Here is a 23,929-nt window from a genome sequence, read left to right as displayed (position 1 = left end):
TTGTCCGCCGGCCTTTTTCATCCGCGCGGCAAGCGCCGCCCCGCCGGACGTCGCGCCGTCTCGGCCACGACCCGGCCCCGGCCGCCACCAGGAATGAATGATGGAGAAGCAACAAGAGCCGCAGCACGAATCGCAGGCCCGGGAGCCGCATCTGCGCAGCGTCAGGCTGACGAGCGATTTCAGCCTGCCGAAGCTGTCCGCGATCGAGATCGTCAGTTACATCGTGGCACTCGTCTCGATGTGGCTCGTCCTCGAGCTGAAGCTGCTGGGCGGCCTCCTGGCCGGCCTGCTCGTCTATCAGCTCGTTCACACGATCGCCCCGGTGATCGAGCGTCACACGTCGAGCCAGCGCGCCCGCTGGGTCGCCGTCGTGCTGTTGTCCGCGACCATCGTCGGCTCGCTCGCCGGTCTCACGGTCGGCATCATCGAGCACTTCGAGCATACGGTGCCGAACCTGCAGAGCCTGCTCGGCCAGCTGATGCAGATCGTCGAGCAGACCCGCGCCCGCACCCCTGCGTGGATCGCGAACCTGCTGCCGGTCGACGTCGAGCAGATGAAGGTGAAGGCGGCCGTGCTGATGAACACGCACATGGACCAGCTCCAGCAAAGCGGCAAGACGCTCGCGCGCGGGTTCGGCCACGTGCTGTTCGGGATGATCATCGGCGCGCTGATCGCGATCGGCGTCGAGCACAACAAGCAGCGCATGCCGCTGTCGACCGCGCTCGTCACGCGCATCTCGCGCTTCGCGGAAGCGTTCCGCCGGATCGTCTTCGCGCAGATCAAGATCTCGGCGATCAACGCGTTCTTCACCGGCGTCTACCTGCTCATCGCGCTGCCGGTGTTCCACGAGCACCTGCCGCTGTCGAAGACGCTCGTGCTCGTCACGTTCATCACCGGCCTGTTGCCTGTGATCGGCAACCTGATCTCGAACACGCTGATCGTCGCCGTGTCGCTGTCGGTGAGCATGGGCACCGCGATCGCGTCGCTCGCGTTCCTGATCGTGATCCACAAGTTCGAGTATTTCCTGAACGCGAGGATCGTCGGCGGGCAGATCGAGTCCCGCGCGTGGGAACTGCTGCTAGCGATGCTGGTAATGGAAGCGGCATTCGGGCTGCCGGGCGTGATCTCCGCACCGATCTTCTACGCGTACCTGAAGCGCGAGCTGCACGCGTTGCGGCTCGTCTGAGCGCGCCGCCCGGCCGCTCGATGCAAAACGCCGCGCCCGTTGCCGGGCGCGGCGTTGTCACATGCGGCGGCCGATCGCGGCTTAGCGGAACACGACCGTCTTGGTCCCGTTCAGCACGATGCGGTGCTCGACGTGCCACTTCACCGCGCGCGCGAGCGTCACGCACTCGACGTCGCGGCCGATCGCGGTCAGCTGGTCGGGCGTCATGCTGTGGTCGACGCGCTCGACTTCCTGCTCGATGATCGGGCCTTCGTCCAGGTCGGTCGTCACGTAGTGCGCAGTCGCGCCGATCAGCTTCACGCCGCGGTCGAACGCCTGGTAGTACGGCTTCGCGCCCTTGAAGCTCGGCAGGAACGAATGGTGGATGTTGATCGCGCGGCCGGCGAGCCGCTCGCACATGTTCTGCGACAGGATCTGCATGTAGCGCGCGAGCACGACGAGATCCGCCTGGTGCTCGTCGATCACCTCCAGCACCCGTGCCTCCTGCGCGGCCTTCGCGTCGTCGGACGAGCCACCCACCAGCGGGAAATGATGGAACGGGATGTCATAGCTCGCGGCGAGCTGGTAGAAATCCTTGTGGTTCGACACGATCGCCGGAATCTCGATCGGCAGCTGGCCGGTGCGATAGCGGAACAGCAGGTCGTTCAGGCAGTGACCAATCTTCGACACCATCAGCACGACGCGCGGCTTCACCGATGCATCGTGCAGCTCCCAGCGCATCGAGAACTGCCCGGCGAGCGGCGCGAACTGTTCGCGCAGCGCGTCGAGCGCCGTCGCGGCGTCCGCGCCGCTGCCGTTCTGGTCGAAATGCACGCGCATGAAGAACTCGCCGGTGTGGCTGTCGCCGAACTGCGCCGAATCGAGGATGTTGCTGCCGCGCTCCAGCAGGAAGCCCGAGACAGCGTGGACAATGCCGCGCCGGTCGGGGCACGACAGTTTCAAGATAAAGCTGTGATCGGTCGGCATGACCGCTACTCCCTTGCGTTTTCCAAGTTTCCGTATCCGCCCGACACCGGTGCCGCGTCAGGCGGCCGGCACGAACAGCGCGTCGATGCCCGCGGCGTCGCCGGCGGCAATCCAGCGGTGACGCAGCAGCGTGTCGAGCATCGCGAGGCTCGCGTCCATCGTCGCCCTGCCCTCGCGCAGCCACCCGATTACTTCGGGCACGCCGGCCAGCAGATGCTCGGCCACCTCGCCGTCCTGGTTGAGCGGCGCGAAGTCGCGCGGCAGCGGCAGATCGTAGACGAAGATCAGTTCCGACTGCGTTCCCTCCGGCAGCGAGCACAGCACCTGCACCGCGCGGCCCGCGATCGCGCGCGCCGCCAGCCCGGCCGGAATGCCGGCTTCCTCGCGGCACTCCTTCGCGAGCGTCTCGACAATGCCCAGCCCCCAGCCGATGCCGCCCGCGACGACGTTGTCGAGCATGCCCGGGTCGGTCGCCTTGGTGTCGCTGCGGCGGCCGAGCCACATCTGCGGCACGGCGGGGCCGCCGTCGGCCGCAGCCGTATATTCTACGATGCCGTTCAGATGCACCGCATAGGTCTGCGTGCCGAAGAAGCGCGACGCGGCCCGCTCGATGTACGCGAGCGGCGGATCGTCGAAGCGGTTGCGGATCGCGTAGATCTCGTCGCGCCAGCCGGGAATCGCGCCTTCGGCCGCGAGCGCGCCGATCGCGCTGGCGAGCGCCATGCTGCGCGAGTCGACCGAGTCGTAACGGTCGGACAGCGTCACGCGGTCGACGTTCAGCTCGAACACGTCGGGCCAGCGCGCAAGGCGCGGCGCGTCATGACGGCGCACCCAGCCGACCGGCACGCCGGCGATGTAGAAACGCAGATGCGCGGCCGGATCGAAGCGGCGCGCCGCGGCAATGCAGGGAAATGTCATCGCCTGCTCCATCAATCGTTGAGTGCGACGCGGATGCCGATCGCGACGAACGTCGCGCCGGCCAGCCGGTCGAGCCACACGCCCGCGCGCGGGCGGCGCTTCAGCCATGTGCCGATCGTGCCGGCGCACATGCCGAACAGCGAGAAGATCACGGCCGTCTGCAGCATGAACAGCGCGCCCAGCTCGAACATCTGCAGCGTCACGCGCTGCGTGCCGTGTGGATCGACGAACTGCGGCAGGAACACGACGAAAAACAGCGTGACCTTCGGATTCAGCATGTTGCCGATCACGCTCTGCCGGAAGATCGTCGCGAGCGGCTGCGGCGCGCGCGCGTGCGCGGTCGCGAGCCCGTCGCTGCGGAGCGCCTTGATGCCGATCCAGATCAGGTACGCGGCGCCCGCGAGCTTCAGCAGGTGGAACGCGACCGGCGAGCCGCGCAGCACGGCGGCGACGCCGAGCGCCGCGAGCGTCGTGTGGAAGGTCACGCCGGCGGCAAACCCGAGCGCCGCGACGAGGCCGGCCGCGCGGCCCTGCGAGATGCCGCGCGCGAGCACCTGCAGGTTGTCCGGGCCGGGCGCGAGCGTGATCGCGATCGACGTGGCGAGAAACAGCATGAAGTCGGGCATCGTGGGCTCGGGTCCGGACGGGGCGCTCAGTGGCCGGAGAACTCGGTCACGGTATAGACCGGCAGGCCCGCGCCGCGCAGCAGCGCCGAGCCGCCGAGATCAGGCAGGTCGATGATCGCCGCGCCCTCGACGACGACGGCGCCGAGCCGCTGCAGCAGGTTGCGGCCCGCCATCATCGTGCCGCCGGTGGCGATCAGGTCGTCGACGATGATCACCCGGTCGCCCGGCCGGCACGCGTCCTCGTGGATCTCGACCGTCGCGCGGCCGTACTCCAGTTCGTAAGACTCCGACTGGGTCTTGTACGGCAGCTTGCCGACCTTGCGGATCGGCACGAAGCCGACGTTCAGCTCGTACGCGACGATCGGCGCGATGATGAAGCCGCGCGCGTCGAGCCCCGCGACGTAGTCGAGCTTCGCGTCGACATAGCGCTCGACGAACAGGTCGACGAGCACCCTGAGCGCCTTCGGGCTCTGCAGCAGCGGCGTGATGTCGCGGAACTGCACGCCCGGCTGCGGCCAGTCGGGCACGGTGCGGATCTGGCTATGGAGGAATGCGACGGGATCGAGCGGTGCGCCCGACGGCGAATGCGGCATGAAACTCTCCGAAAAAAACGGTGCGCGACGCATCGGGCACCGTTCGAACAATACGGGTCAGACAAGGTCGGCGTCAGGCGGCCGGAACCGGCCCCTCCCGCCGATGGCGAGACAGGCGCTCCTCCGCGAGCGCGAGCGCCTCGGGCAGCCCGCGCAGCACGACGATGTCGCTCGCGCGCAGCTTGGTCTGCGGGTCCGGCGCCACGCCGCGGATGCCGTGCCGGCGGATCGCTGTGACTTCCAGCCCGAGCGAGAACAGCCCGAGCTCCTCCAGCGAGCGCCCGACTGCATCGGCGTGCGCGTCGACCGGCACCGATTGTAGCCGCACCTGCTCGTGGTCGTCGTCTTCCGCATCGTCGGCGCCGCGGAAATAGCCGCGCAGCAGGCTGTAGCGCTCGTCGCGCATCTCCTCGACGCGCCGCACCACGCGCCGCATCGGCACGCCCACCAGCACGAGCGTGTGCGACGCGAGCATCAGGCTGCCCTCGACGATTTCCGGAATCACCTCGGTCGCGCCGGCGGCCAGCAGCTTGTCGAGATCGGCATCGTCGACGGTGCGCACGATCGCCGGCAGCGTCGGCTCCAGCTCATGGACGTTGTGCAGCACGCGCAGCGCGGACGGCGTGTTCGCATACGTGACCGCGACCGCGGCCGCGCGATGGATGCCGGCCGCGAGCAGCGACTCGCGGCGCGCGGCGTCGCCGAACACCACCGATTCGCCGGCCGCCGCGGCCGCGCTGACGCGGTCGGGATCGAGGTCGAGCGCGACGTACGCGATGCCCTCCTGCTCGAGCATCCGCGCCAGGTTCTGCCCGGCGCGGCCGTAGCCGCAGATGATCACGTGGCCGCGCTGCTTGAGGCTTTGCGTCGCGATCCGGGTCATCTGCAGCGATTGCTGCATCCATTCGGTCGACGACAGCCGCATCACGATCCGGTCGGCGTTCTGGATCAGGAACGGCGCGGCGAGCATCGACAGCAGCATCGACGCGAGGATCGCCTGCAGCAGCGTCGGGTCGACCAGGTGCCGGTCGAGGATCAGGTTCAGCAGCACGAAGCCGAATTCGCCCGCCTGCGCGAGGCCGAGGCCGGTGCGCATCGATACGCCGGGCGACGCGCCGAACAGCCGCGCGAGCCCCGTGATCGTCGTGCTCTTGAACAGCACCTGGCCGACGAAGAAGCCGATCACGAGGAACGGATGCCGCCAGATCACGCTCGGATCGAGCAGCATCCCGGTCGTCACGAAGAACAGGCCGAGCAGCACGTCGCGAAACGGCTTGATGTCCTCCTCGACCTGATGCCGGTACGGCGTCTCGGAAATCAGCATCCCGGCGATGAACGCGCCGAGCGCGAGCGACAGGCCGAACCTGTCGGTGATGAACGCCGCGCCGAGCGTGACGAGCAGCAGGTTCAGCACGAACAGCTCCTGCGAGCGGCGCCGCGCGACGACGTTGAGCCAGCGCGTCATGAAGCGCTGGCCGACGAACAGCAGCAGCGACAGCGCGATGACGATCTTGACGGCCGCGAGGCCGAGCGACATCGCGAGATCCTTCGACGACTCGCCGCCGAACGCAGAGATCACGATCAGGAGCGGCACGACGGCGAGGTCCTGGAACAGCAGCACGCCGAAGATGTTGCGGCCGTGCTCGGTCTCGATCTCGAGCCGCTCGGCGAGCATCTTCGAGACGATCGCGGTCGACGACATCGCGAGCGCGCCGCCGAGCGCGATGCTGCCCTGCCAGGTGATGTGCACCCACCGCTCGAACAGCGCGCCGAGCAGCAGCGCGAGCGCAAGCGTCGCGAGCACCTGCATCAGCCCGAGGCCGAACACGAGCCGCCGCATCGCGCGCAGCTTGGCGAGCGAGAATTCGAGGCCGATCGAGAACATCAGGAACACCACGCCGAATTCCGCGAGGTGCTCGGCCCGCTCGAGATCCGCCGCGACGCCGAACGCGTGCGGGCCGACCACGATGCCGACGGTCAGGTAGCCGAGCATCGGCGGCAGGTTCAGCGAACGGAACACGACGACGCCCACCACCGAGGACAGCAACAGCAGGAGCGTCATTTCGAGCGGGGAAATCACGGGCGAAGCGTCCTCGTTCGTCAGCGCCGCGGCAAACGCGGGCGCGGGATTGGGCCGGGAATGGGCAACGGCAGGGCGACAGCGGGCAAGCCCTGCCGGGCCGGCGCGGCGAACAAACGCCTTTGCTATACTCCGCGCATGATAGCGAAAATCAATGACGATCGGGCGCTTGCGCTCGCCCGCAACGTGCTCGACATCGAGGCCGATGCCGTGCGTGCGCTGCGCGACCAGCTCAACGGCGATTTCGTCGCGGCCGTCGCGCTGCTGCTCAACTGCCGCGGCCGCGTCGTGGTGTCCGGAATCGGCAAATCGGGGCACATCGCGCGCAAGATCGCGGCCACGCTCGCGAGCACCGGCACGCCGGCGTTCTTCGTCCATCCGGCCGAGGCGAGCCACGGCGACCTCGGGATGGTGACGCAGGACGACGTCTTCATCGGCATTTCGCATTCCGGCGAATCGGAAGAGCTCGTCGCGATCCTGCCGCTCGTCAAGCGACTCGGCGCGAAGCTGATCGCGATGACGGGCCGGCCCGAGTCGAGCCTCGGCAAGCTCGCCGACGTCAACCTGAACGCCGCGGTCGCGAAGGAAGCGTGCCCGCTCAACCTCGCGCCCACCGCCAGCACGACCGCCGCGCTCGCGCTCGGCGACGCGCTCGCGGTCGCCGTGCTCGACGCGCGCGGCTTCGGCTCGGAGGACTTCGCCCGTTCGCATCCGGGCGGCGCACTCGGCCGGCGCCTGCTCACCTACGTGCGCGACGTGATGCGTACCGGCGACGAAGTGCCGGCGGTCACGCTCGACGCGACGCTGTCGGACGCCCTCTTCCAGATCACCGCGAAACGCATGGGCATGACGGCCGTGCTCGGCCCGGACCAGCAGGTCGCCGGCATCTTCACCGACGGCGACCTGCGCCGCGTGCTGGAGCGCGACGGCGACTTCCGCAAGCTGCCGATCACCGACGTGATGACGCGCCACCCGCGCACGATCGGGCCGGACCAGCTCGCGGTCGAGGCGGTGGAGCTGATGGAGCGCCACCGGATCAACCAGATGCTGGTGGTCGACGCCGCGGGCGCGCTGATCGGCGCGCTCAACATGCACGACCTGTTCTCGAAGAAGGTGATCTGATGACGGCTGCGCTGACTGCCGACGAACGCGCGAGCCGCGTGAAGCTGATGATTTTCGACGTCGACGGCGTGCTGACCGATGGCGGCCTGCTGTTTACCGCGGCGGGCGACACGATGAAGTCGTTCAACTCGCTCGACGGCCACGGCGTGAAGCTGCTCGGCGAGGCAGGCATCGCGACGGCGATCATCACCGGGCGCCGCTCGGAGATCGTCACCGCGCGCGCAAAGGAAATGCGGATCGCGCATCTGTTCCAGGGCGTCGAGAACAAGCGCGTCACGTTCGACGAACTGCTCGGCACGCTCGGCATCGCGCCCGATGCATGCGGCTACATGGGCGACGACTGGCCCGACCTGCCGGTGATGCTGCGCTGCGGCTTCGCGACGGCGCCGGCGAACGCGCACCCCGAGGTGATCGCCCGCGCGCACTGGGTCGCGCGCAGCCCGGGCGGCCAGGGCGCGGTGCGCGAGGTCTGCGACACGATCCTGCGCGCCCAGCGCCGTTACGACGCGCTGCTCGCCGCGGCCTGCGGAGCCTGACGGATGAACAACCGGTTCCGCTTGACCCAGCTGATCCCGCTCGTCGCCGTCGCGGCGCTCGCCGGCATCACCTGGTGGCTGCTGCAGGCGACGCTGCCGCCGCCCGGCGGCGACGCCGCGCGGCCGAAAACCCACACGCCCGACTATTTCGCCGACAACTTCTCGGTCTCCGAGCTCGACCAGTCCGGCCAGACCCAGTACCGGCTGACCGCGGTGAAGCTGCTCCACTACGAGGACAACGAGACGAGCGACCTGACCCGTCCCGCGATGCGCGCGTTCCAGCCGGACAAGCCGGTCGTGACGACCACCTCGAAGCGCGGCACCGTCAACGGCGACGTGTCGATCGTCGACCTGTACGACGATGCGCGGATCCTGCGCGCGGCGGGCGGCACCGATCCACAGATGCAGGCGGATTCCGAGCACTTCCGGATCTTCGTCAATGACGATGTGATCCAGACCGAAAAGCCGGTTAAACTTCAGCGCGGCCTGTCGGTCATGAATGCCACCGACGGCATGAAGTACAACAACGTCACCCGGGTCATCGAGCTTTACGGCAACGTTCGCGGCACGATCGCCGCGTCCGGTACGTCCGGCAGCTCAAGAAGCCAACCCAAGTAACCCATCCCACGCGTGACCGCATGAACGAACCGTTCCCGAGTCTGATTCCCGGCGGCGCCAGGCGCGCTGCCCGCGCCGCGTTCGCCGCGGCGCTCGTGACGCTCCCGCTGGCCGGGCTGGCGCCCGCCGCCCACGCCGAAAAGGCCGACCAGGGCAAGCCGATCAACGTCGAGGCGGACAACCTGACCTATGACGACCTGAAGCAGGTCACCGTCGCGACCGGCAACGTCGTCATTACGAAGGGCACGATCATCATCAAGGGCGACCGTGTCGAAATCCGCCAGGACCCGGAAGGCTACCAGTACGCGACCTCCTACGGCAGCGGCAAGAAGCACGCGTCGTTCCGCCAGAAGCGCGAAGGGCTCGACGAGTACATCGACGGCGACGGCGAGCGCATCGACTACGACGGCAAGCAGGACCTGACGACGCTGACGACCGCCGCGACCGTGCGCCGCCTGCAGGGCCTGTCGACGATCGCCGACACCGTGCACGGCAGCGTGATCACTTACGACGGCCAGCGCGACTTCTACACCGCGCGGGGCGGCAAGGACGTCGCCGCGCCGGGCAACCCGACCGGCCGCGTGCGCGCGATGCTGTCGCCGAAGAACGGCGGCCCCGCGCCGCTGTCCGGCCCCGGCACGAAACTCGCGCCGTCGACGACCATCCAGGGAGTGCCGGGCGAATGAACGCGCTACCGAACCGTCAGCCGGCCGGCACCACCAGCTCGCTCGTCGTCCGCAACCTGAAGAAGCGCTACGGCTCGCGCACCGTCGTCAAGGACGTGTCGCTCGACGTCACGAGCGGCGAAGTCGTCGGCCTGCTCGGCCCGAACGGCGCGGGCAAGACCACGTCGTTCTACATGATCGTCGGGCTCGTGCCGCTCGACGCGGGCGAAATCTCGCTGAACGGCAGCTCGATCAGCCTGTTGCCGATCCACAAGCGCGCGTCGCTCGGCCTGTCGTACCTGCCGCAGGAAGCGTCGGTGTTCCGCAAGCTGACCGTCGAGGAAAACATCCGCGCGGTGCTCGAACTGCAGCACGGCGACAACGGCAAGCGGCTGTCGAAGGACGAGATCGCGTCGCGCACCGAAGCGTTGCTCGACGAGCTGCAGATCGGCCACCTGCGCGAGAACCCGGCGCTGTCGCTGTCCGGCGGCGAGCGCCGCCGCGTCGAGATCGCGCGCGCGCTGGCGAGCAGCCCGAGCTTCATCCTGCTCGATGAGCCGTTCGCGGGGGTCGACCCGATCGCCGTGCTCGAGATCCAGAAGATCGTCAAGTTCCTGAAGCAGCGCAACATCGGCGTGCTCATCACGGACCACAACGTTCGGGAAACGCTCGGCATCTGCGACCACGCGTACATCATCAGCGACGGCACCGTGCTGGCAGCCGGCGCGCCCAGCGAGATCATCGAGAACGAGAGCGTGCGCCGCGTCTATCTCGGCGAGCACTTCCGCATGTGACACGCACCGCGGGGCGGCCCGGTGGCGGCCATGCCGCGCGGGGCCGTTCCCCGTTTCATGGCCGGCCGCCCCGCCGCGCGTAATCGCGAATGGCTCAATGTGGCTGGGTCATGGCAAACTTCGGGTATGACCTCCTACTTGCCATGAAAGCCAGCCTCCAACTCCGCCTGTCGCAACATCTCGCGCTGACACCGCAGCTCCAGCAGTCCATCCGGCTGCTTCAGCTGTCGACGCTCGAATTGCAGCAGGAAGTGGCGATGGCCATCGCCCAGAATCCGCTGCTCGAGAACGACGATGAATGGATCGCCAGCCCGCTGCGCGTCGCGGCCGACGGCTCGCTGATCGCGCAAACGCCCGGCTCGCCCCAGGCCGAGCCGGTGCCGGGCGCGAACAGCGGCACCCAGACGGGCGAGCGCGACGAGCCCGCCGGCGCCGACGAATACGACAGCTACGCCTCCGGCGACAACGCCGATTCCAGCCAGTGGAACCTCGAGGAATTCGGCCGCGCGAGCGGCGCGTCGGATGACGACGACCTCCCGCCGCTGCAGATCCAGGAAGCCTCCACGTCGCTGCGCGACCACCTGTCCTCGCAGTTGCGCGTCACGCAGGCGAGCCCGCGCGACCGCGCGCTCGTGATGTTCCTGATCGAGTCGCTCGACGACGACGGCTACCTCCCCGCATCGCTCGACGAGGTGCTCACCGATCTTCCGGCCGAGCTCGAAGTCGACATCGACGAACTGAACGCCGCGCTCGCGTTGCTGCACAGCTTCGATCCAGCCGGGGTCGGGGCCCGCTCGGCATCCGAATGCCTGAAGCTGCAGCTGCTGCGGCTCGATCCGTCCCCGACGCGCACGCTCGCGCTCGAGATCGTGTCGCAATACCTGGAGCTGCTCGCGGCGCGCGACTTCACACGGTTGCGCAAGCACCTGAAGACGAACGACGACGAGCTGCGCGACGCGCACGCGCTGATCCGCTCGCTGGAGCCGTTCCCCGGCGCCGCGTACGGCAAGGCCGAGGCGGACTACGTCGTGCCCGACATCATCGTGAAGAAGGTCGGCCAGGGCTGGCTGGCCGAACTGAACCCGGAGGTCATGCCGCGCCTGCGGATCAACAACCTCTACGCGAACATCCTGCGCAACAGCCGCGGCGATCCGGCCGCGGGCTCGCTCAAGCAGCAGCTGCAGGAAGCACGCTGGCTGATCAAGAATATCCAGCAGCGCTTCGAGACGATCCTGCGCGTCGCACAAGCCATTGTCGAACGTCAGAAGAATTTCTTTGCGCACGGCGAAATCGCGATGCGCCCCTTGGTTTTGCGGGAAATAGCTGATACGCTGGGCCTACACGAGTCGACTGTCTCCCGTGTGACAACCGGCAAGTACATGCTCACCCCGTTCGGGACGCTGGAATTTAAGTACTTCTTCGGATCACACGTGTCGACCGATACCGGAGGCGCCGCCTCATCGACGGCCATCCGCGCACTCATCAAGCAACTGATAGGAGCCGAAGACACCAAATCGCCTCTTTCGGACAGCCGAATCGCCGAGCTGCTGGCAGAACAAGGTTTCGTGGTCGCGCGCCGCACCGTCGCGAAGTATCGCGAAGCCCTCAAGATCCCGGCAGTGAATCTGCGAAAGTCTCTTTAGCCTGTTGCCCACGTCGGCGGCAGGCATGTTCCGGCCACCGTGCTGTTGACGGACAGGCCGGCCGATCTGTCCGCAATCTCGGCCGCATCAGGCGGCGAAGGCAAGTCGACCGGCGCATCCGCATCGAAGCGGTCAGGTGGCCATTAGCTTGGAGAAGCACTATGAACCTGAAGATCAGTGGACACCATCTCGAAGTCACGCCTGCAATTCGCGATTACGTGATCACCAAGCTGGACAGGGTGCTACGACATAGCGATCAGGTCATCGATGGCACTGTGATCCTCTCGGTCGACAACCACACGGAAAAGGACACGCAGCAGCGCGCGGAAATCAATCTGCATCTGAAGGGCAAGGACATCTTCGTCGAAAGCGCGAACGGCAACCTGTACGCGGCGATCGACCTCCTGATCGACAAGCTCGACCGGCAAGTCGTCAAGCACATGGAGCGCCTGCAGACGCACGCGCACGACCCGATCAAGCTTCAACCCGCTGTTGAGCAGATCGAAGTGCCACCGCAGTGATGCGTTCACGCCAAGCCACGCCGCCCGGTTCACCGGGCGGTTTTTTTATGCGCCGGCAAAGCCCGCCGGGCAGCGCAACGGCAGCCGCCGCGCCGCCGTTTGCGGCCCCGGGCCGCGGCGCGCCACGCGCGCGGCTGTGTTCTATAATGCTCCGGTTATTGCCGGGGGGCGTTGGGCACGGGTCGCCGTGCCTTGCAGGTCTCCATCGCCTAACGCCTTGATATCGCCATACATGGAAAATCAGTCTGCCGCCGCGAGGAGACCCCAGGCCGCCCATTCGCCTGCCAACATGAATCGCCTAGCCAAAATCCTGCCCCTAGAGAACGTCGTCATCGACCTCTCCGTCACCAGCAAGAAACGCGTCTTCGAACAAGCCGGGCTGATGTTCGAGAATCAGAACGGCGTCGCCCGCAGCACCGTCACCGACAACCTGTTCGCGCGTGAACGTCTCGGCTCGACCGGGCTGGGCGAAGGCGTCGCGATTCCGCACGGGCGCATCAAGGGCCTCAAGCATCCGCTCGCCGCGTTCGTGCGGCTCGCCGAGCCGATTCCGTTCGAAGCGCCCGACGGCCAGCCGGTTTCCCTCCTGATTTTTCTGCTCGTGCCCGAGCAAGCCACCCAGCAGCATCTCGAAATCCTGTCGGAAATCGCGCAGCTGCTGTCCGACCGCGATGCACGCGAGCGTTTGCATACCGAAACGGATCGCACCGAGTTGCATCGCCTGCTCACTCAGTGGCAACCTTGAGTTGATCCGGGCGGTTAATTTCCCCGAGCGGGGCGGCAGGGGCCGCCTGCCGGCGCCGCCCGCCGCCGGGGCCGCGCGGCGACGACCGTCGCGGCGCGCGTGCACCGGCTCTTTGGAGTGACGGACTCATGGATACCTCCAGCATCAACGCCCAGAGCATCTTCGACGACAACGCCGCCACGCTGAAGCTCAGCTGGCTGACGGGGCATGAAGGCTGGGAACGCGGCTTCTCCGCGGACACCGTCGCCAACGCGACGTCGAGCGCCGACCTCGTCGGCCACCTCAACCTCATTCACCCGAACCGCATCCAGGTGCTGGGCGAAGCCGAGATCGACTATTACCAGCGGCAGACCGACGAAGACCGCTCGCGCCACATGGCCGAGCTGATCGCGCTCGAACCGCCGTTCCTGGTGGTCGCCGGCGGCGCCGCCGCGCCGCCCGAGCTGGTGCTGCGCTGCACGCGTTCGTCGACCCCGCTGTTTACGACGCCGATGTCCGCCGCCGCGGTGATCGACAGCCTGCGCCTCTACATGTCGCGGATCCTCGCGCCGCGCGCGACGCTGCACGGCGTGTTCCTCGACATCCTCGGGATGGGCGTGCTGCTGACGGGCGACTCCGGCCTCGGCAAGAGCGAACTGGGCCTCGAGCTGATCAGCCGCGGCCACGGCCTCGTCGCCGACGACGCGGTCGATTTCGTCCGCCTCGGGCCCGATTTCGTCGAAGGCCGCTGCCCGCCGCTGCTGCAGAACCTGCTCGAAGTGCGCGGCCTCGGCCTGCTCGACATCAAGACGATCTTCGGTGAAACCGCGGTGCGCCGGAAAATGAAGCTGAAGCTGATCGTGCAGCTGGTGCGGCGCCCCGACGGCGAGTTCCAGCGGCTGCCGCTGGAAAGCCAGACGGTCGACGTGCTGGGCCTGCCGATCAGCAAGGTCACGATCCAGGTCGCGGCCGGCCGCAACCTGGCGGTGCTCGTCGAGGCGGCCGTTCGCAACACGATCCTGCAGCTGCGCGGCATCGACACGCTGCGCGACTTCATGGACCGCCAGCGGCTCGCGATGCAGGATCCCGACAGCCAGTTTCCCGGCAAGCTCGTATAGGGGGCCCGGGCCCCTGACCCGCGCCGGCCGATCGCGCAGCCCGGGCGCGGCGTGCCGGTGCTATGATGAAACGTCCGGATTCTCTGCTCCCCATGCGCATTGTTCTCATCACCGGCATTTCCGGCTCCGGCAAGTCCGTTGCGTTGAACGCCCTGGAGGACGCAGGCTATTACTGCGTCGACAACCTGCCGCCGCACGTGCTGCCCGAGCTGACCCGCTACCTGGCCGAGGAAGGCCAGCGCCGGCTCGCGGTCGCGATCGACGCGCGCTCGAGCGCGTCGCTCGACGAAATGCCCGGCCTGATCCGCACGCTGTCGGTCGAGCACGACGTGCGCGTGCTGTTCCTCAATGCGAGCACGCAGTCGCTGATCCAGCGCTTTTCCGAAACGCGCCGCCGCCATCCTCTGTCCGGCTCGCCGTCGCACGACGCCGACGTCGGCCTGCTGTCGTCGCTCGAGGAAGCGATCGAGCGCGAGCGCGACCTGGTCGCGCCACTCGCCGAGTTCGGCCATCAGATCGACACGAGCGACCTGCGCGCGAACGTGTTGCGCAACTGGGTCAAACGCTTCATCGAGCAGAAGAACGACGACCTGATACTGATGTTCGAATCGTTCGGCTTCAAGCGCGGCGTGCCGCTCGACTCGGATTTCATGTTCGACGTCCGCGCGCTGCCGAATCCGTACTACGACCACGAATTGCGCCCGCTCACCGGGCTCGACCAGCCGGTCATCGCGTTTCTCGACGCACTGCCGATCGTCCACCAGATGATCGACGACATCCATGCGTTTCTGTTGAAATGGCTGCCGCACTTCCGCGAAGACAACCGCAGTTACCTGACCGTCGCAATCGGCTGCACCGGCGGCCAGCATCGCTCGGTCTTCATCGCGGAAACACTCGCCACGCGCCTTGCGCGGCAGGCGAACGTGATCGTACGGCATCGTGATGCGCCGGTGGATGTCGGCGCGTCGTCGCGGCTCGTGACATAGGGTGAACAGCCCCTAGCGATTCCGCCTTCCGTCAGCGTGCGCCATGTCCTCTCTCTCGACTACCCTGCTCGACCTGCCGCTGTTTCCGCTGCATACGGTGTTGTTTCCAGGCGGCCTGCTGCCGCTCAAGGTGTTCGAAGCCCGCTATCTCGACATGGCGCGCGCGTGCCTGCGCGACGACGCGCCGTTCGGCGTATGTCTACTGAAAAGCGGGCCGGAGGTCGCGCAGGAAGGCGCCGTGTCGGTGCCGGAGACGATCGGCTGCATGGCGCGCATCGTCGAATGCGACACCGGCGAATTCGGGATGCTCTTCGTGCAGGCGATCGGCACCCAGCGCTTCGAGCTGCTGTCGCACCGCGTCGAGGCGAACGGGCTGCTCGTCGGCATCGCCGAGCCGCTGCCCGAAGACATCCCGCTCGAAGGCGAACAGTCGCTCGCGCAATTCGGCGCGTGCGCCGAGGTGCTCGAGCGCATCATCGAAGCGCTGCGCAAGACCGAGGACGGCACGCTGCCGTTCGCCGAGCCGTTCAGGCTCGACGATCCTTCCTGGGTGTCGAACCGTCTGTCCGAAGTGCTGCCGCTCGACCTGCGCGCCCGGCAGAAACTGATGGAGTTTCCCGACGTCGACGCGCGGATCGACGCCGTGCACCACGTGCTGAACCGGCACGGCTGGCTCTGAGCGCCACGGCTCGCACCGCTTGTCCACGCGCGCCGGAACGGGCGCGTCACAGCAGCGGGCCGCTCAATCGATCGAGCAGCTTGCGCACCGGCGCGGGCACGCCGTAGGCGTCCAGACTGCTCAGCGGCACCCACGCGGTCTGCGCGTCATGCGCTTGCCCGTCGCCGCGCGCGCCCACCTCGCCCACCTCGCTCAGCCGCGGCTCGATCTCTAGCTTGAAATGCGTGAACGTATGCGTAAACGGCGCGAGCGGCACCGGGCCGCCGCCGCCGAGACCGCGCGCGCGCTCGGCGAGCGCGGCATCGCCATCGGCTTCCGGCAGGCTCCAGAGACCGCCCCAGATGCCCGCGGGCGGCCGCCGTTCGAGCAGCACCGCATCGCCGTCGCGCAGCACGAGCATCCACGTCTTCTTCGTCGGCACCGCCTTCTTCGGCCGCGCGGCCGGCAATTCGCGCTGGCGGCCCGTCGATTGCGCGACGCAGTCGCCCGCGAACGGGCAGCGCGCGCAATCGGGCTTGCCGCGCACGCACAGCGTCGCGCCGAGATCCATCAGCCCCTGCGTGTACGCGCTCACATCGGCCGCATCGGCGGCGACGGGCAACAGCGACTCGGCGAGCGCCCACATGTCGTTCTCGACGCGCTTCTCGCCCGGAAAGCCCTCGACGCCGAACACGCGCGCGAGCACGCGCTTCACGTTGCCGTCGAGAATCGTCGCGCGCGCGGCGAACGCAAACGACGCGATCGCCGCCGCGGTCGAGCGACCGATGCCGGGCAGTTCCGCAAGCGCTTCCGGGGTATCCGGGAACACGCCGCCGTACTCGGCCGCCACCACCTGAGCGCAGCGGTGCAGGTTGCGCGCGCGCGAGTAGTAGCCGAGACCGGCCCACAGCGCCATCACGTCGTCGATCGGCGCGGCCGCAAGCGCGGCGACGTCCGGATAGCGCTCGAGAAAGCGCGTGTAGTACGGCACGACGGTCGACACCTGGGTCTGCTGCAGCATGATTTCGGACAGCCAGATACGATACGGGTCGTGCGTGTTCTGCCAGGGCAGGTCATGACGCCCGTGCGTGCGCTGCCACGCGATCAGGCGCGTGGCGAAGGTGCGGTGCAGCGGCGTGACGGGAAACGGGGCGGGGGCAATACGAGGCGGCTTCAAGATTTCAACGCTGGCAGGTCGGACAATAGTAGGTGGAGCGCTGGCCCTGCACGATCTGTCGGATCGGCGTGCCGCATACGCGGCAAGGCACGCCCGCGCGATCGTAGACGAAATACTCCTGCTGGAAATAGCCGCTTTCGCCGTTGCTGCCGACGAAATCGCGCAACGTGCTGCCGCCCTTGTCGATCGCGGCCGCAAGCGTTGCGCGCACCGCGTCGGCGAGCCGCTCGTAACGCGGCAGCGACACTTTTCCGGCGGCCGTGGTCGGGCGGATGCCCGCGCGAAACAGGCACTCGGACGCATAGATGTTGCCGACGCCGACGACGATGTCGCCGGCGAGCAGCGCCTGCTTCACCGAGACCGAGCGCCCGCGCGTGCGCGCATGCAGGAGCGCGCCGGTAAACGCCGGCGAGAACGGCTCGACGCCGAGGCCCGCGAGCAGCGGATGCGCGTAGACGTCGCCGGCCTCGCGCGGGTGCCACAGCACCGCGCCGAAGCGGCGCGGATCACGAAAGCGCAGCACGAACGCGTCGAAGATCCAGTCGATGTGGTCGTGCTTCGCGGCGGCGGGCGGCGGGCCGTCGGTCGGCAGTACGCGCAGCGTGCCCGTCATGCCGAGATGCACGATGAACCAGCCCGCGTCGGTCTCGAACAGCAGGTACTTGCCGCGCCGCTCGACGCGCAGCACCTCGCGCTCGCGCAACTGCTCGCCGAGCCCCGCGGGCACAGGCCAGCGCAGCATGGCGGTACGCACGTCGACGCGCGCGACGCGGCGCCCGGCGACAAAGGGCTCGATGCCCCGGCGCGTAACCTCGACTTCCGGCAACTCTGGCATTTTTTGCGGGTCTCAGACTGGATGATGACGATCGTGCGTGTATTGTAGCGAGCGCGTTACAATCGGCTGAAACATCGAACGGATTTCCATGACCCTGCCCTCGAAGCTGCTTCAGAAGCGCCCCGCCGCCCAGACGCGCGGCCTGCGCGCTGCCCCGGTCCGCCGCGCGCTTGGCGCCGCGTTGATCGCCGCATGGACTTTCACCGCCCTTCCCGCGCACGCACAGGATCCGTCCCCGGACGGCGCGTCGCAGAGCGCGTTCGAGCCCACGCTTCCCGAAGAGAAAAAGGATCTCCCGAACCTGCCGCTGACGAGTCAAATCGTCTACCAGGTGCTCGCCGCCGAAGTCGCGCTGCAGCGCAACCAGCCCGCGCCGGCCTACCAGACCTATCTTGCGCTCGCGCGCGACACGCACGATCCGCGCATGGCGCAACGCGCGACCGAGATCGCGCTCGCCGCGCAAAGCCCGGCCGATGCGCTGTCCGCGGCGAATCTGTGGCGCCAGTACGCGCCGGCTTCGAACCGCGCGTCGCAAGTGGACGCCGCGCTGCTCGTGCTCTCCGGCAAGCCGGCCGACGCGCAGCCGATGCTCGCGCGCGAACTGGCCCGTTCCCCAAGCGATGCACGCGGCGCGGCGATCCTCGCGCTGCAGGCGCTGATGGCGCGCAGCCCGGATCGCGTCGGCAGTCTCGCGGTGCTGCAGGATCTGCTGAAGAACGACATGAACCGCCCGGAAGCGCGGCTCGCGATCGCGCGCCAGCAACTTGCGATCGACGACAAGGCCGGCGCCGCGCAGTCGCTCAGGCAGGCGCTGCAGATCCGCCCGGATTATCTGCCGGCCGCGCTGATGCTGTCGCAGATGGGTCCCGAGGAGCGCGCGGCGGGCATCGTGTCGTTCGAGAAATACGTGCGCCAGAATCCGAAGTCGCGCGACGCGCGGCTCGCGCTGTCGCAGCTGTACCTCGCCGACGACCGCCTCGACGACGCGCAAAAGCAGTTCGAGACGATGCGCAAGCTCGACGCGAAGGATCCGACGCCGCTGATGGCGCTCGCGCTGATCAAGGTCCAGCAGAAGAAGCTCGACGAAGCGACTGGCTACCTGAAACAGTACGTGCAGGTCGGCGAGAAGAATTCGGCCACCGACGTTGGCCAGGGCTACGTCTATCTCGCGCAGATCGCGATCGAGCAGGGCAACGACGCGCTCGCGGCGCAGTGGCTCGACAAGATCGACCAGACGAGCCAGCACTACCTGCCCGCGCAGGTCACGCGCGCGCAGTTGCTGCAGAAGCAGGGCAAGACCGACGAGGCACGCAAGGTGCTCGACAATCTGCAGGTCTCCGATCCGCGCGACGCGGCGGTCATCGCGCGCACCGACGCGTCGATCCTGTTCACCGCGAAGCGCTACAAGGAGGCGGAAACGCGCCTGTCGCGGGCGGTCGACGATTTCCCCGACGATCCCGACCTGCGCTATGACTACGCGATGGCGGCCGAGAGAAACGCCCATTACGTGACGATGGAAAAGCAGTTGCGCGAGCTGATCCGCACGCAGCCCGACAACCCGCAGGCCTACAACGCGCTCGGCTATTCGCTGGCCGATCGCAACCAGCGCCTGCCCGAAGCGAGCAAGCTGATCGAGAAGGCGAGCACGCTCGCGCCGAACGACGCGTTCATCATGGACAGCCTCGGCTGGGTGAAATACCGGATGGGCGATACCGCTGCCGCGACGCAGATCCTGCGGCGCGCGTACGACCTGCAGCCGAACGCCGAAATCGGCGCGCACCTCGGCGAAGTGCTGTGGAAGAGCGGTGCGCAGGACGAAGCGCGCTCCGCGTGGCGGGCGGCGCAAAAGCTCGAGCCGGACAACGACACGCTCGTGCAGACGCTCAAGCGCTTCCAGGTGAACGGCCTCTGATGCGGATGTTCCACACGCTCCACCTGAGCTCGCGCACGGCGCGCGGCATCGCGGCCACTGCCGCGGCGCTGGCGCTCGCCGGCTGCGCGAGCACGCCGCAGCCCGACGCGACGACCGCGTCGAGCGGCGTGCTTCAGACCGGCACGATGCACGCGTATCACGGCCGCTTCGCGGTACAGTACAGCGACCAGCTCGGCAACCCGCGCAACGTGTACGGCAACTTCGACTGGCAGGAGCGCGGCGGCGACGTGTCGCTCGAACTGCGCAGCCCGCTCGGCCAGACGCTTGCCGTGGTCAAATCGTCGCCGCACGAAGCGTCGCTCGAACTGCCGAACCGCCAGCCGCAATTCGCCGAGGACGTCGGCGAGCTGATGCAGAACACGCTCGGCTTCGCACTGCCGCTCGACGGGCTGCGCTACTGGCTTCAGCCGACGCCTGCCCCCGCGACGCCCGCGACGACGGTGCGCGATCCCGACGATGCGACGCGCATCAAGCAGATCCGTCAGGACGGCTGGACGATCGATTACGTCTCCTACGCCGACGCGCCGGCCACCGGGGTCAAGCGCGTCAATCTGGCGCGTTCGACCCCGCCGCTCGACATCAAGCTCGTGCTCGACCAGTAAGCACGCGCGATTTGCCCGACACTCACCACCAGCATGACCGACACGACCCGCTCGCTGCGCAACTGCCTTGCGCCCGCGAAACTGAATCTGTTCCTGCACATCACCGGCCGCCGCGCGGACGGCTATCACAACCTGCAAAGCGTCTTCCAGTTGCTGAACTGGGGCGACACGCTGCACTTCACGCTGCGCGACGACGACCGGATCGTGCGCGTGACCGATGTGCCCGGCGTGCCAGAAGACAGTGATCTCGTCGTGCGCGCGGCGAAGCTGCTGAAAGCGCACACGAGTAGCGCCGCAGGCGTCGACATCGAGGTGGAAAAGCGCCTGCCGATGGGCGCCGGCCTCGGCGGCGGCAGCTCGGACGCGGCGACGACGCTGCTCGCGCTGAACCGCCTCTGGCAACTCGACCTGCCGCGCACGGAGTTGCAGGCGCTCGCCGTGAAACTCGGCGCGGACGTGCCTTTCTTTGTTTTTGGAAAAAATGCGTTCGCAGAGGGTATCGGAGAAGAATTAGTTGGAGTAGAATTGCCGACTCGCTGGTTCTTGGTTGTGACGCCGCAGGTTCATGTCCCGACTGCTGAAATTTTTTCAGATAAGTTGTTGACAAGAGATTCGGAACCGATCACAATTATGGACTTTCTTGCACTGCGTAGCTGCGAAGCAGGATGGCCAGACAGTTTCGGCCGGAATGACATGCAGCAAGTTGTAGCAAGTAAGTACGCGGAAGTTGCAAAGGTGATTAAATGGTTGTATGATTTAGCACCCGCGAGGATGACCGGCTCCGGAGCAAGCGTGTTTGCAGCGTTTCGCAGCAAACAGGAGGCGGAAGCGGCGCAAGCCAAAATGCCTACCGGTTGGAACAGCGCAGTTACCGAGAGTTTGAACGAGCATCCGCTCTTCGCTTTCGCGTCATAAGTTTTACTTTGTCGGATGACCTACCATCCGGCGAAGTTCAAAGTTAAGTGTAGGGGAGTCGCCAAGTTGGTCAAGGCACCGGATTTTGATTCCGGCATGCGAGGGTTCGAGTCCTTCCTCCCCTGCCAAAAATTTTCCCGCATTTTCCCGCCCAAGCCCGAAGCAGGTGCATGATGAGCAGCCACGCCCATGACGGCCTGATGGTCTTTACTGGTAACGCGAATCCCGCGCTTGCACAGGAAGTCGTCAGTATTCTTGGTATTCCCCTCGGCAAGGCAATGGTCAGCCGTTTCTCCGACGGCGAAATCCAGGTCGAGATCCAGGAAAACGTGCGCGGCAAGGACGTCTTCGTCCTGCAATCGACGTGCGCGCCGACCAATGACAACCTGATGGAACTGATGATCATGGTCGATGCGCTCAAGCGCGCATCCGCCGGCCGGATCACCGCCGCCATCCCCTACTTCGGCTACGCCCGTCAGGATCGCCGCCCGCGTTCGGCGCGCGTCGCGATCTCGGCGAAGGTCATCGCGAACATGCTGGAAATCGCCGGCGTCGAGCGGATCATCACGATGGATCTGCACGCCGACCAGATTCAGGGCTTCTTCGACATTCCCGTCGACAACATCTACGCAACGCCGATCCTGCTGAACGACCTGCGCAAGCAGAACTACTCGGATCTGCTCGTCGTGTCGCCGGACGTTGGCGGCGTGGTGCGCGCCCGTGCGCTCGCGAAGCAGCTCAACTGCGATCTCGCGATCATCGACAAGCGTCGTCCGAAGGCGAACATCGCCGAAGTGATGAACATCATCGGTGAAGTCGAAGGCCGCACCTGCGTGATCATGGACGACATGGTCGACACCGCCGGCACGCTGTGCAAGGCTGCGCAAGTGCTGAAGGATCGCGGCGCGAAGCAGGTGTTCGCCTACGCGACGCACCCGGTGCTGTCTGGCGGCGCGGCCGAGCGCATCGCTGCGTCGGCACTCGACGAACTCGTCGTCACCGACACGATTCCGCTGTCCGGCGAATCGCGCGCGTGCTCGAAGATCCGCGCGCTGACGAGCGCGAGCCTGCTCGCCGAGACGTTCTCGCGGATTCGCCGCGGCGATTCCGTGATGTCGCTGTTCGCGGAATGACGTCGCTGTCCGCGGCATCCCGCGGACAATCGATACCGAACTGCATGCGTGAAAAGCGAAGCGTCCCTGCTTCGCTTTTTGCACAATCGGCCGGGACTTACGAAACCCCGGCCGTTTCATCGGGGGCCGACGCATCGCCGGCCCCGTTTCACTGCCTGGTCGTGGGCAGCCAATGGAGAAACACATGAAGATCGTCGCTTTCGAGCGCCAACTGCAAGGTACGGGTGCGAGCCGCCGCCTGCGCAACGCCGGTAAGACCACGGGTATCGTGTACGGCGGTGAAGCAGCGCCGCAAATGATCGAACTCGATCACAACGCACTGTGGCACGCGCTGAAGAAGGAAGCTTTCCACTCGTCGATCCTCGACCTCGAAGTGGCCGGCCAGTCGCAACGCGTTCTGCTGCGTGACGTGCAGTACCACCCGTTCCGTCAGCTCGTGCTGCACGTGGACTTCCAGCGCGTCGACGCGAAGAAGAAGCTGCACACCAAGGTGCCGCTGCACTTCCTGAACGCTGAAACGAGCCCGGCCGTGAAGCTGTCGAGCGCGATCATCTCGCACGTTGCGACGGAAATCGAAGTCGAGTGCCTGCCGGCCGACCTGCCGGAATTCGTCGAAATCGACCTGTCGAAGATCGAAGCGGGCCAATCGCTGCACGCGAAGGACATCGCACTGCCGAACGGCGTCGCGCTGGTCGCGCACGTCGACGCTGAAAACCCGGTGATCGCTTCGGCAGCACTGCCGGCTGGCGCCGTGTCGGACGCGGCAGAAGGCGAAACGCCGGCTGCGTAAGCCTCCTCTCGATCCGTTCACGAAACGGTCGAAGCAACCCGCCGCGGCTTGCCCGGCGGGTTTTTTCTTTTTTGCGCCCGGGCCCGCCCGGATCGCCATCGAAACGTCATGATCAAACTGATCGTCGGCCTCGGCAATCCCGGGGCGGAATACACCGCGACCCGTCACAACGCCGGCTTCTGGCTCATCGACCAGCTCGCCCGCGAAGCGGGCACGACGCTGCGCGACGAGCGCCGCTTTCACGGCTTCCATGCGAAGGCCCGCCTGTTCGGCGAGGAAGTGCATCTGCTCGAACCGCAGACCTACATGAACCGCTCCGGCCAGTCGGTCGTCGCGCTCGCGCAATTCTTCAAGATCCTGCCGGACCAGATTCTCGTCGCACACGACGAGCTCGACCTGCCGCCCGGCGCCGTCAAGCTGAAGCTCGGCGGCGGCAGCGGCGGCCACAACGGGCTCAAGGACATCTCCGCGCATCTGTCGTCGCAGCAATACTGGCGGCTGCGGATCGGCATCGGTCATCCGCGCGACCTGATCCCCGAAAGCGCACGCGCCGGCGCAAAGCCCGACGTCGCGAACTTCGTGCTGAAGCCGCCGCGCAAGGAAGAGCAGGACGTGATCGACGCGGCGATCGAGCGCGCGCTCGCGGTGATGCCGCATGTCGTCAAGGGCGAGCTGGACCGCGCGACGATGCAACTGCACCGCAACGGCGGGTGAATGCGGGGCGTGGCGCCGCACGTCACGCACATACACTCGGCGCGATACGCAAGCATGCGCATCCGCGTCGCCGTCG

General features: G+C 67.0%; 25 protein-coding genes and 1 tRNA gene. 19 read left to right on the top strand and 7 right to left on the bottom strand.

Annotation, left to right across the window (positions count from 1 at the left end):
• The first annotated feature begins 100 nt into the window (after positions 1–100).
• Entirely contained in the window at positions 101–1,186 is a 1,086-nt protein-coding gene (locus LIG30_RS10390) for an AI-2E family transporter (protein WP_038711857.1), read from the top strand.
• Between the two features lie 81 nt (positions 1,187–1,267).
• Here LIG30_RS10390 and purU read toward each other — a convergent pair whose 3' ends face one another.
• The 5 genes from purU to LIG30_RS10365 all read right to left on the bottom strand — a co-directional run bounded on the left by purU (position 1,268) and on the right by LIG30_RS10365 (position 6,369).
• Complete coding sequence (gene purU / locus LIG30_RS10385; RefSeq protein WP_038711856.1) at positions 1,268–2,152, bottom strand: formyltetrahydrofolate deformylase; 885 nt, start codon at positions 2,150–2,152, stop codon at positions 1,268–1,270.
• A 57-nt stretch (positions 2,153–2,209) separates the two neighbouring features.
• Positions 2,210–3,070 carry an NUDIX hydrolase gene (locus LIG30_RS10380; protein ID WP_038711885.1) on the bottom strand — a complete coding sequence of 287 codons (861 nt, stop codon included), beginning with the start codon at positions 3,068–3,070 and terminating at the stop codon, positions 2,210–2,212.
• An 11-nt stretch (positions 3,071–3,081) separates the two neighbouring features.
• On the bottom strand, positions 3,082–3,696 hold the full coding sequence (locus LIG30_RS10375; protein WP_038711855.1) for a LysE family translocator: 615 nt from the start codon (positions 3,694–3,696) through the stop codon (positions 3,082–3,084).
• 26 nt (positions 3,697–3,722) lie between these two features.
• Positions 3,723–4,289: an adenine phosphoribosyltransferase gene (locus tag LIG30_RS10370; RefSeq protein ID WP_038711883.1), complete on the bottom strand. Its 567-nt coding sequence runs from the start codon at positions 4,287–4,289 to the stop codon at positions 3,723–3,725.
• Positions 4,290–4,362: 73 nt separating this feature from the next.
• Positions 4,363–6,369 (bottom strand): monovalent cation:proton antiporter family protein, encoded by a 2,007-nt coding sequence (locus tag LIG30_RS10365; RefSeq protein ID WP_038711853.1) that lies wholly within the window; start codon positions 6,367–6,369, stop codon positions 4,363–4,365.
• A gap of 138 nt (positions 6,370–6,507) precedes the next feature.
• On the opposite strand from LIG30_RS10365, the gene kdsD reads away from it, so the two are divergent.
• The 11 genes from kdsD to LIG30_RS10310 all read left to right on the top strand — a co-directional run bounded on the left by kdsD (position 6,508) and on the right by LIG30_RS10310 (position 15,775).
• Positions 6,508–7,491 carry an arabinose 5-phosphate isomerase KdsD gene (gene kdsD / locus LIG30_RS10360; RefSeq protein ID WP_038711852.1) on the top strand — a complete coding sequence of 328 codons (984 nt, stop codon included), beginning with the start codon at positions 6,508–6,510 and terminating at the stop codon, positions 7,489–7,491.
• Positions 7,491–8,027, top strand: coding sequence for a KdsC family phosphatase (locus tag LIG30_RS10355; protein WP_038711851.1), 537 nt, complete (start codon positions 7,491–7,493; stop codon positions 8,025–8,027). Before kdsD ends, LIG30_RS10355 begins: the two co-directional genes overlap by 1 nt.
• A 3-nt stretch (positions 8,028–8,030) precedes the next feature.
• Complete coding sequence (gene lptC / locus LIG30_RS10350; RefSeq protein ID WP_038711849.1) at positions 8,031–8,645, top strand: LPS export ABC transporter periplasmic protein LptC; 615 nt, start codon at positions 8,031–8,033, stop codon at positions 8,643–8,645.
• Positions 8,646–8,665: 20 nt separating this feature from the next.
• Entirely contained in the window at positions 8,666–9,331 is a 666-nt protein-coding gene (lptA, locus tag LIG30_RS10345; protein ID WP_038711848.1) for a lipopolysaccharide transport periplasmic protein LptA, read from the top strand.
• Positions 9,328–10,104, top strand: a complete 777-nt coding sequence (lptB, locus tag LIG30_RS10340; protein WP_038711846.1) for an LPS export ABC transporter ATP-binding protein — start codon at positions 9,328–9,330, stop codon at positions 10,102–10,104. The genes lptA and lptB overlap by 4 nt, the downstream gene beginning before the upstream one ends.
• A 143-nt stretch (positions 10,105–10,247) precedes the next feature.
• Positions 10,248–11,747 (top strand): RNA polymerase factor sigma-54, encoded by a 1,500-nt coding sequence (locus LIG30_RS10335; RefSeq protein WP_038711844.1) that lies wholly within the window; start codon positions 10,248–10,250, stop codon positions 11,745–11,747.
• A gap of 161 nt (positions 11,748–11,908) precedes the next feature.
• Complete coding sequence (gene hpf, locus LIG30_RS10330; RefSeq protein WP_038711843.1) at positions 11,909–12,268, top strand: ribosome hibernation-promoting factor, HPF/YfiA family; 360 nt, start codon at positions 11,909–11,911, stop codon at positions 12,266–12,268.
• A 232-nt stretch (positions 12,269–12,500) separates the two neighbouring features.
• Positions 12,501–13,013: a PTS sugar transporter subunit IIA gene (locus LIG30_RS10325; RefSeq protein WP_038711842.1), complete on the top strand. Its 513-nt coding sequence runs from the start codon at positions 12,501–12,503 to the stop codon at positions 13,011–13,013.
• A 128-nt stretch (positions 13,014–13,141) separates the two neighbouring features.
• On the top strand, positions 13,142–14,110 hold the full coding sequence (gene hprK, locus LIG30_RS10320; RefSeq protein WP_010090664.1) for an HPr(Ser) kinase/phosphatase: 969 nt from the start codon (positions 13,142–13,144) through the stop codon (positions 14,108–14,110).
• 92 nt (positions 14,111–14,202) lie between these two features.
• Positions 14,203–15,096, top strand: a complete 894-nt coding sequence (gene rapZ, locus LIG30_RS10315; protein ID WP_038711840.1) for an RNase adapter RapZ — start codon at positions 14,203–14,205, stop codon at positions 15,094–15,096.
• A 43-nt stretch (positions 15,097–15,139) separates the two neighbouring features.
• The gene (locus tag LIG30_RS10310; protein ID WP_038711839.1) at positions 15,140–15,775 is read left to right on the top strand and encodes an LON peptidase substrate-binding domain-containing protein; all 636 of its coding nucleotides are present in this window, start codon (positions 15,140–15,142) and stop codon (positions 15,773–15,775) included.
• Positions 15,776–15,821: 46 nt separating this feature from the next.
• On the opposite strand, the gene mutY is transcribed toward LIG30_RS10310, so the two are convergent.
• Positions 15,822–16,931 (bottom strand): A/G-specific adenine glycosylase, encoded by a 1,110-nt coding sequence (gene mutY, locus LIG30_RS10305; RefSeq protein ID WP_038711838.1) that lies wholly within the window; start codon positions 16,929–16,931, stop codon positions 15,822–15,824.
• Positions 16,932–16,935: 4 nt separating this feature from the next.
• The gene (gene mutM / locus LIG30_RS10300) at positions 16,936–17,766 is read right to left on the bottom strand and encodes a bifunctional DNA-formamidopyrimidine glycosylase/DNA-(apurinic or apyrimidinic site) lyase (protein ID WP_038711836.1); all 831 of its coding nucleotides are present in this window, start codon (positions 17,764–17,766) and stop codon (positions 16,936–16,938) included.
• 88 nt (positions 17,767–17,854) lie between these two features.
• Here mutM and LIG30_RS10295 point away from each other — a divergent pair, with 88 nt between their 5' ends.
• From LIG30_RS10295 to pth, 7 genes are all read left to right on the top strand, one after another.
• A complete protein-coding gene (locus tag LIG30_RS10295; RefSeq protein WP_038711834.1) occupies positions 17,855–19,678 on the top strand; it encodes a tetratricopeptide repeat protein in 1,824 nt (607 codons plus the stop codon).
• Complete coding sequence (gene lolB, locus LIG30_RS10290) at positions 19,678–20,301, top strand: lipoprotein insertase outer membrane protein LolB (RefSeq protein ID WP_038711832.1); 624 nt, start codon at positions 19,678–19,680, stop codon at positions 20,299–20,301. Before LIG30_RS10295 ends, lolB begins: the two co-directional genes overlap by 1 nt.
• 33 nt (positions 20,302–20,334) lie before the next feature.
• Positions 20,335–21,216 (top strand): 4-(cytidine 5'-diphospho)-2-C-methyl-D-erythritol kinase, encoded by an 882-nt coding sequence (gene ispE, locus LIG30_RS10285; RefSeq protein WP_038711830.1) that lies wholly within the window; start codon positions 20,335–20,337, stop codon positions 21,214–21,216.
• Positions 21,217–21,267: 51 nt separating this feature from the next.
• Positions 21,268–21,344: transfer RNA gene (locus LIG30_RS10280), tRNA-Gln, on the top strand.
• Positions 21,345–21,389: 45 nt separating this feature from the next.
• A complete protein-coding gene (locus LIG30_RS10275) occupies positions 21,390–22,349 on the top strand; it encodes a ribose-phosphate pyrophosphokinase (protein WP_038711882.1) in 960 nt (319 codons plus the stop codon).
• A gap of 184 nt (positions 22,350–22,533) precedes the next feature.
• The gene (locus tag LIG30_RS10270; RefSeq protein ID WP_038711881.1) at positions 22,534–23,139 is read left to right on the top strand and encodes a 50S ribosomal protein L25/general stress protein Ctc; all 606 of its coding nucleotides are present in this window, start codon (positions 22,534–22,536) and stop codon (positions 23,137–23,139) included.
• 108 nt (positions 23,140–23,247) lie between these two features.
• On the top strand, positions 23,248–23,853 hold the full coding sequence (pth, locus tag LIG30_RS10265; RefSeq protein WP_038711829.1) for an aminoacyl-tRNA hydrolase: 606 nt from the start codon (positions 23,248–23,250) through the stop codon (positions 23,851–23,853).
• Positions 23,854–23,929 lie beyond the last annotated feature (76 nt).

It is taken from the genome of Burkholderia sp. lig30, assembly GCF_000687455.2.
In the GTDB taxonomy this organism is placed as follows: Bacteria; Pseudomonadota; Gammaproteobacteria; order Burkholderiales; family Burkholderiaceae; genus Burkholderia.
Note: the sequence above shows the minus strand (reverse complement) of the source record. Positions and strands in the feature narration are given on the sequence as shown.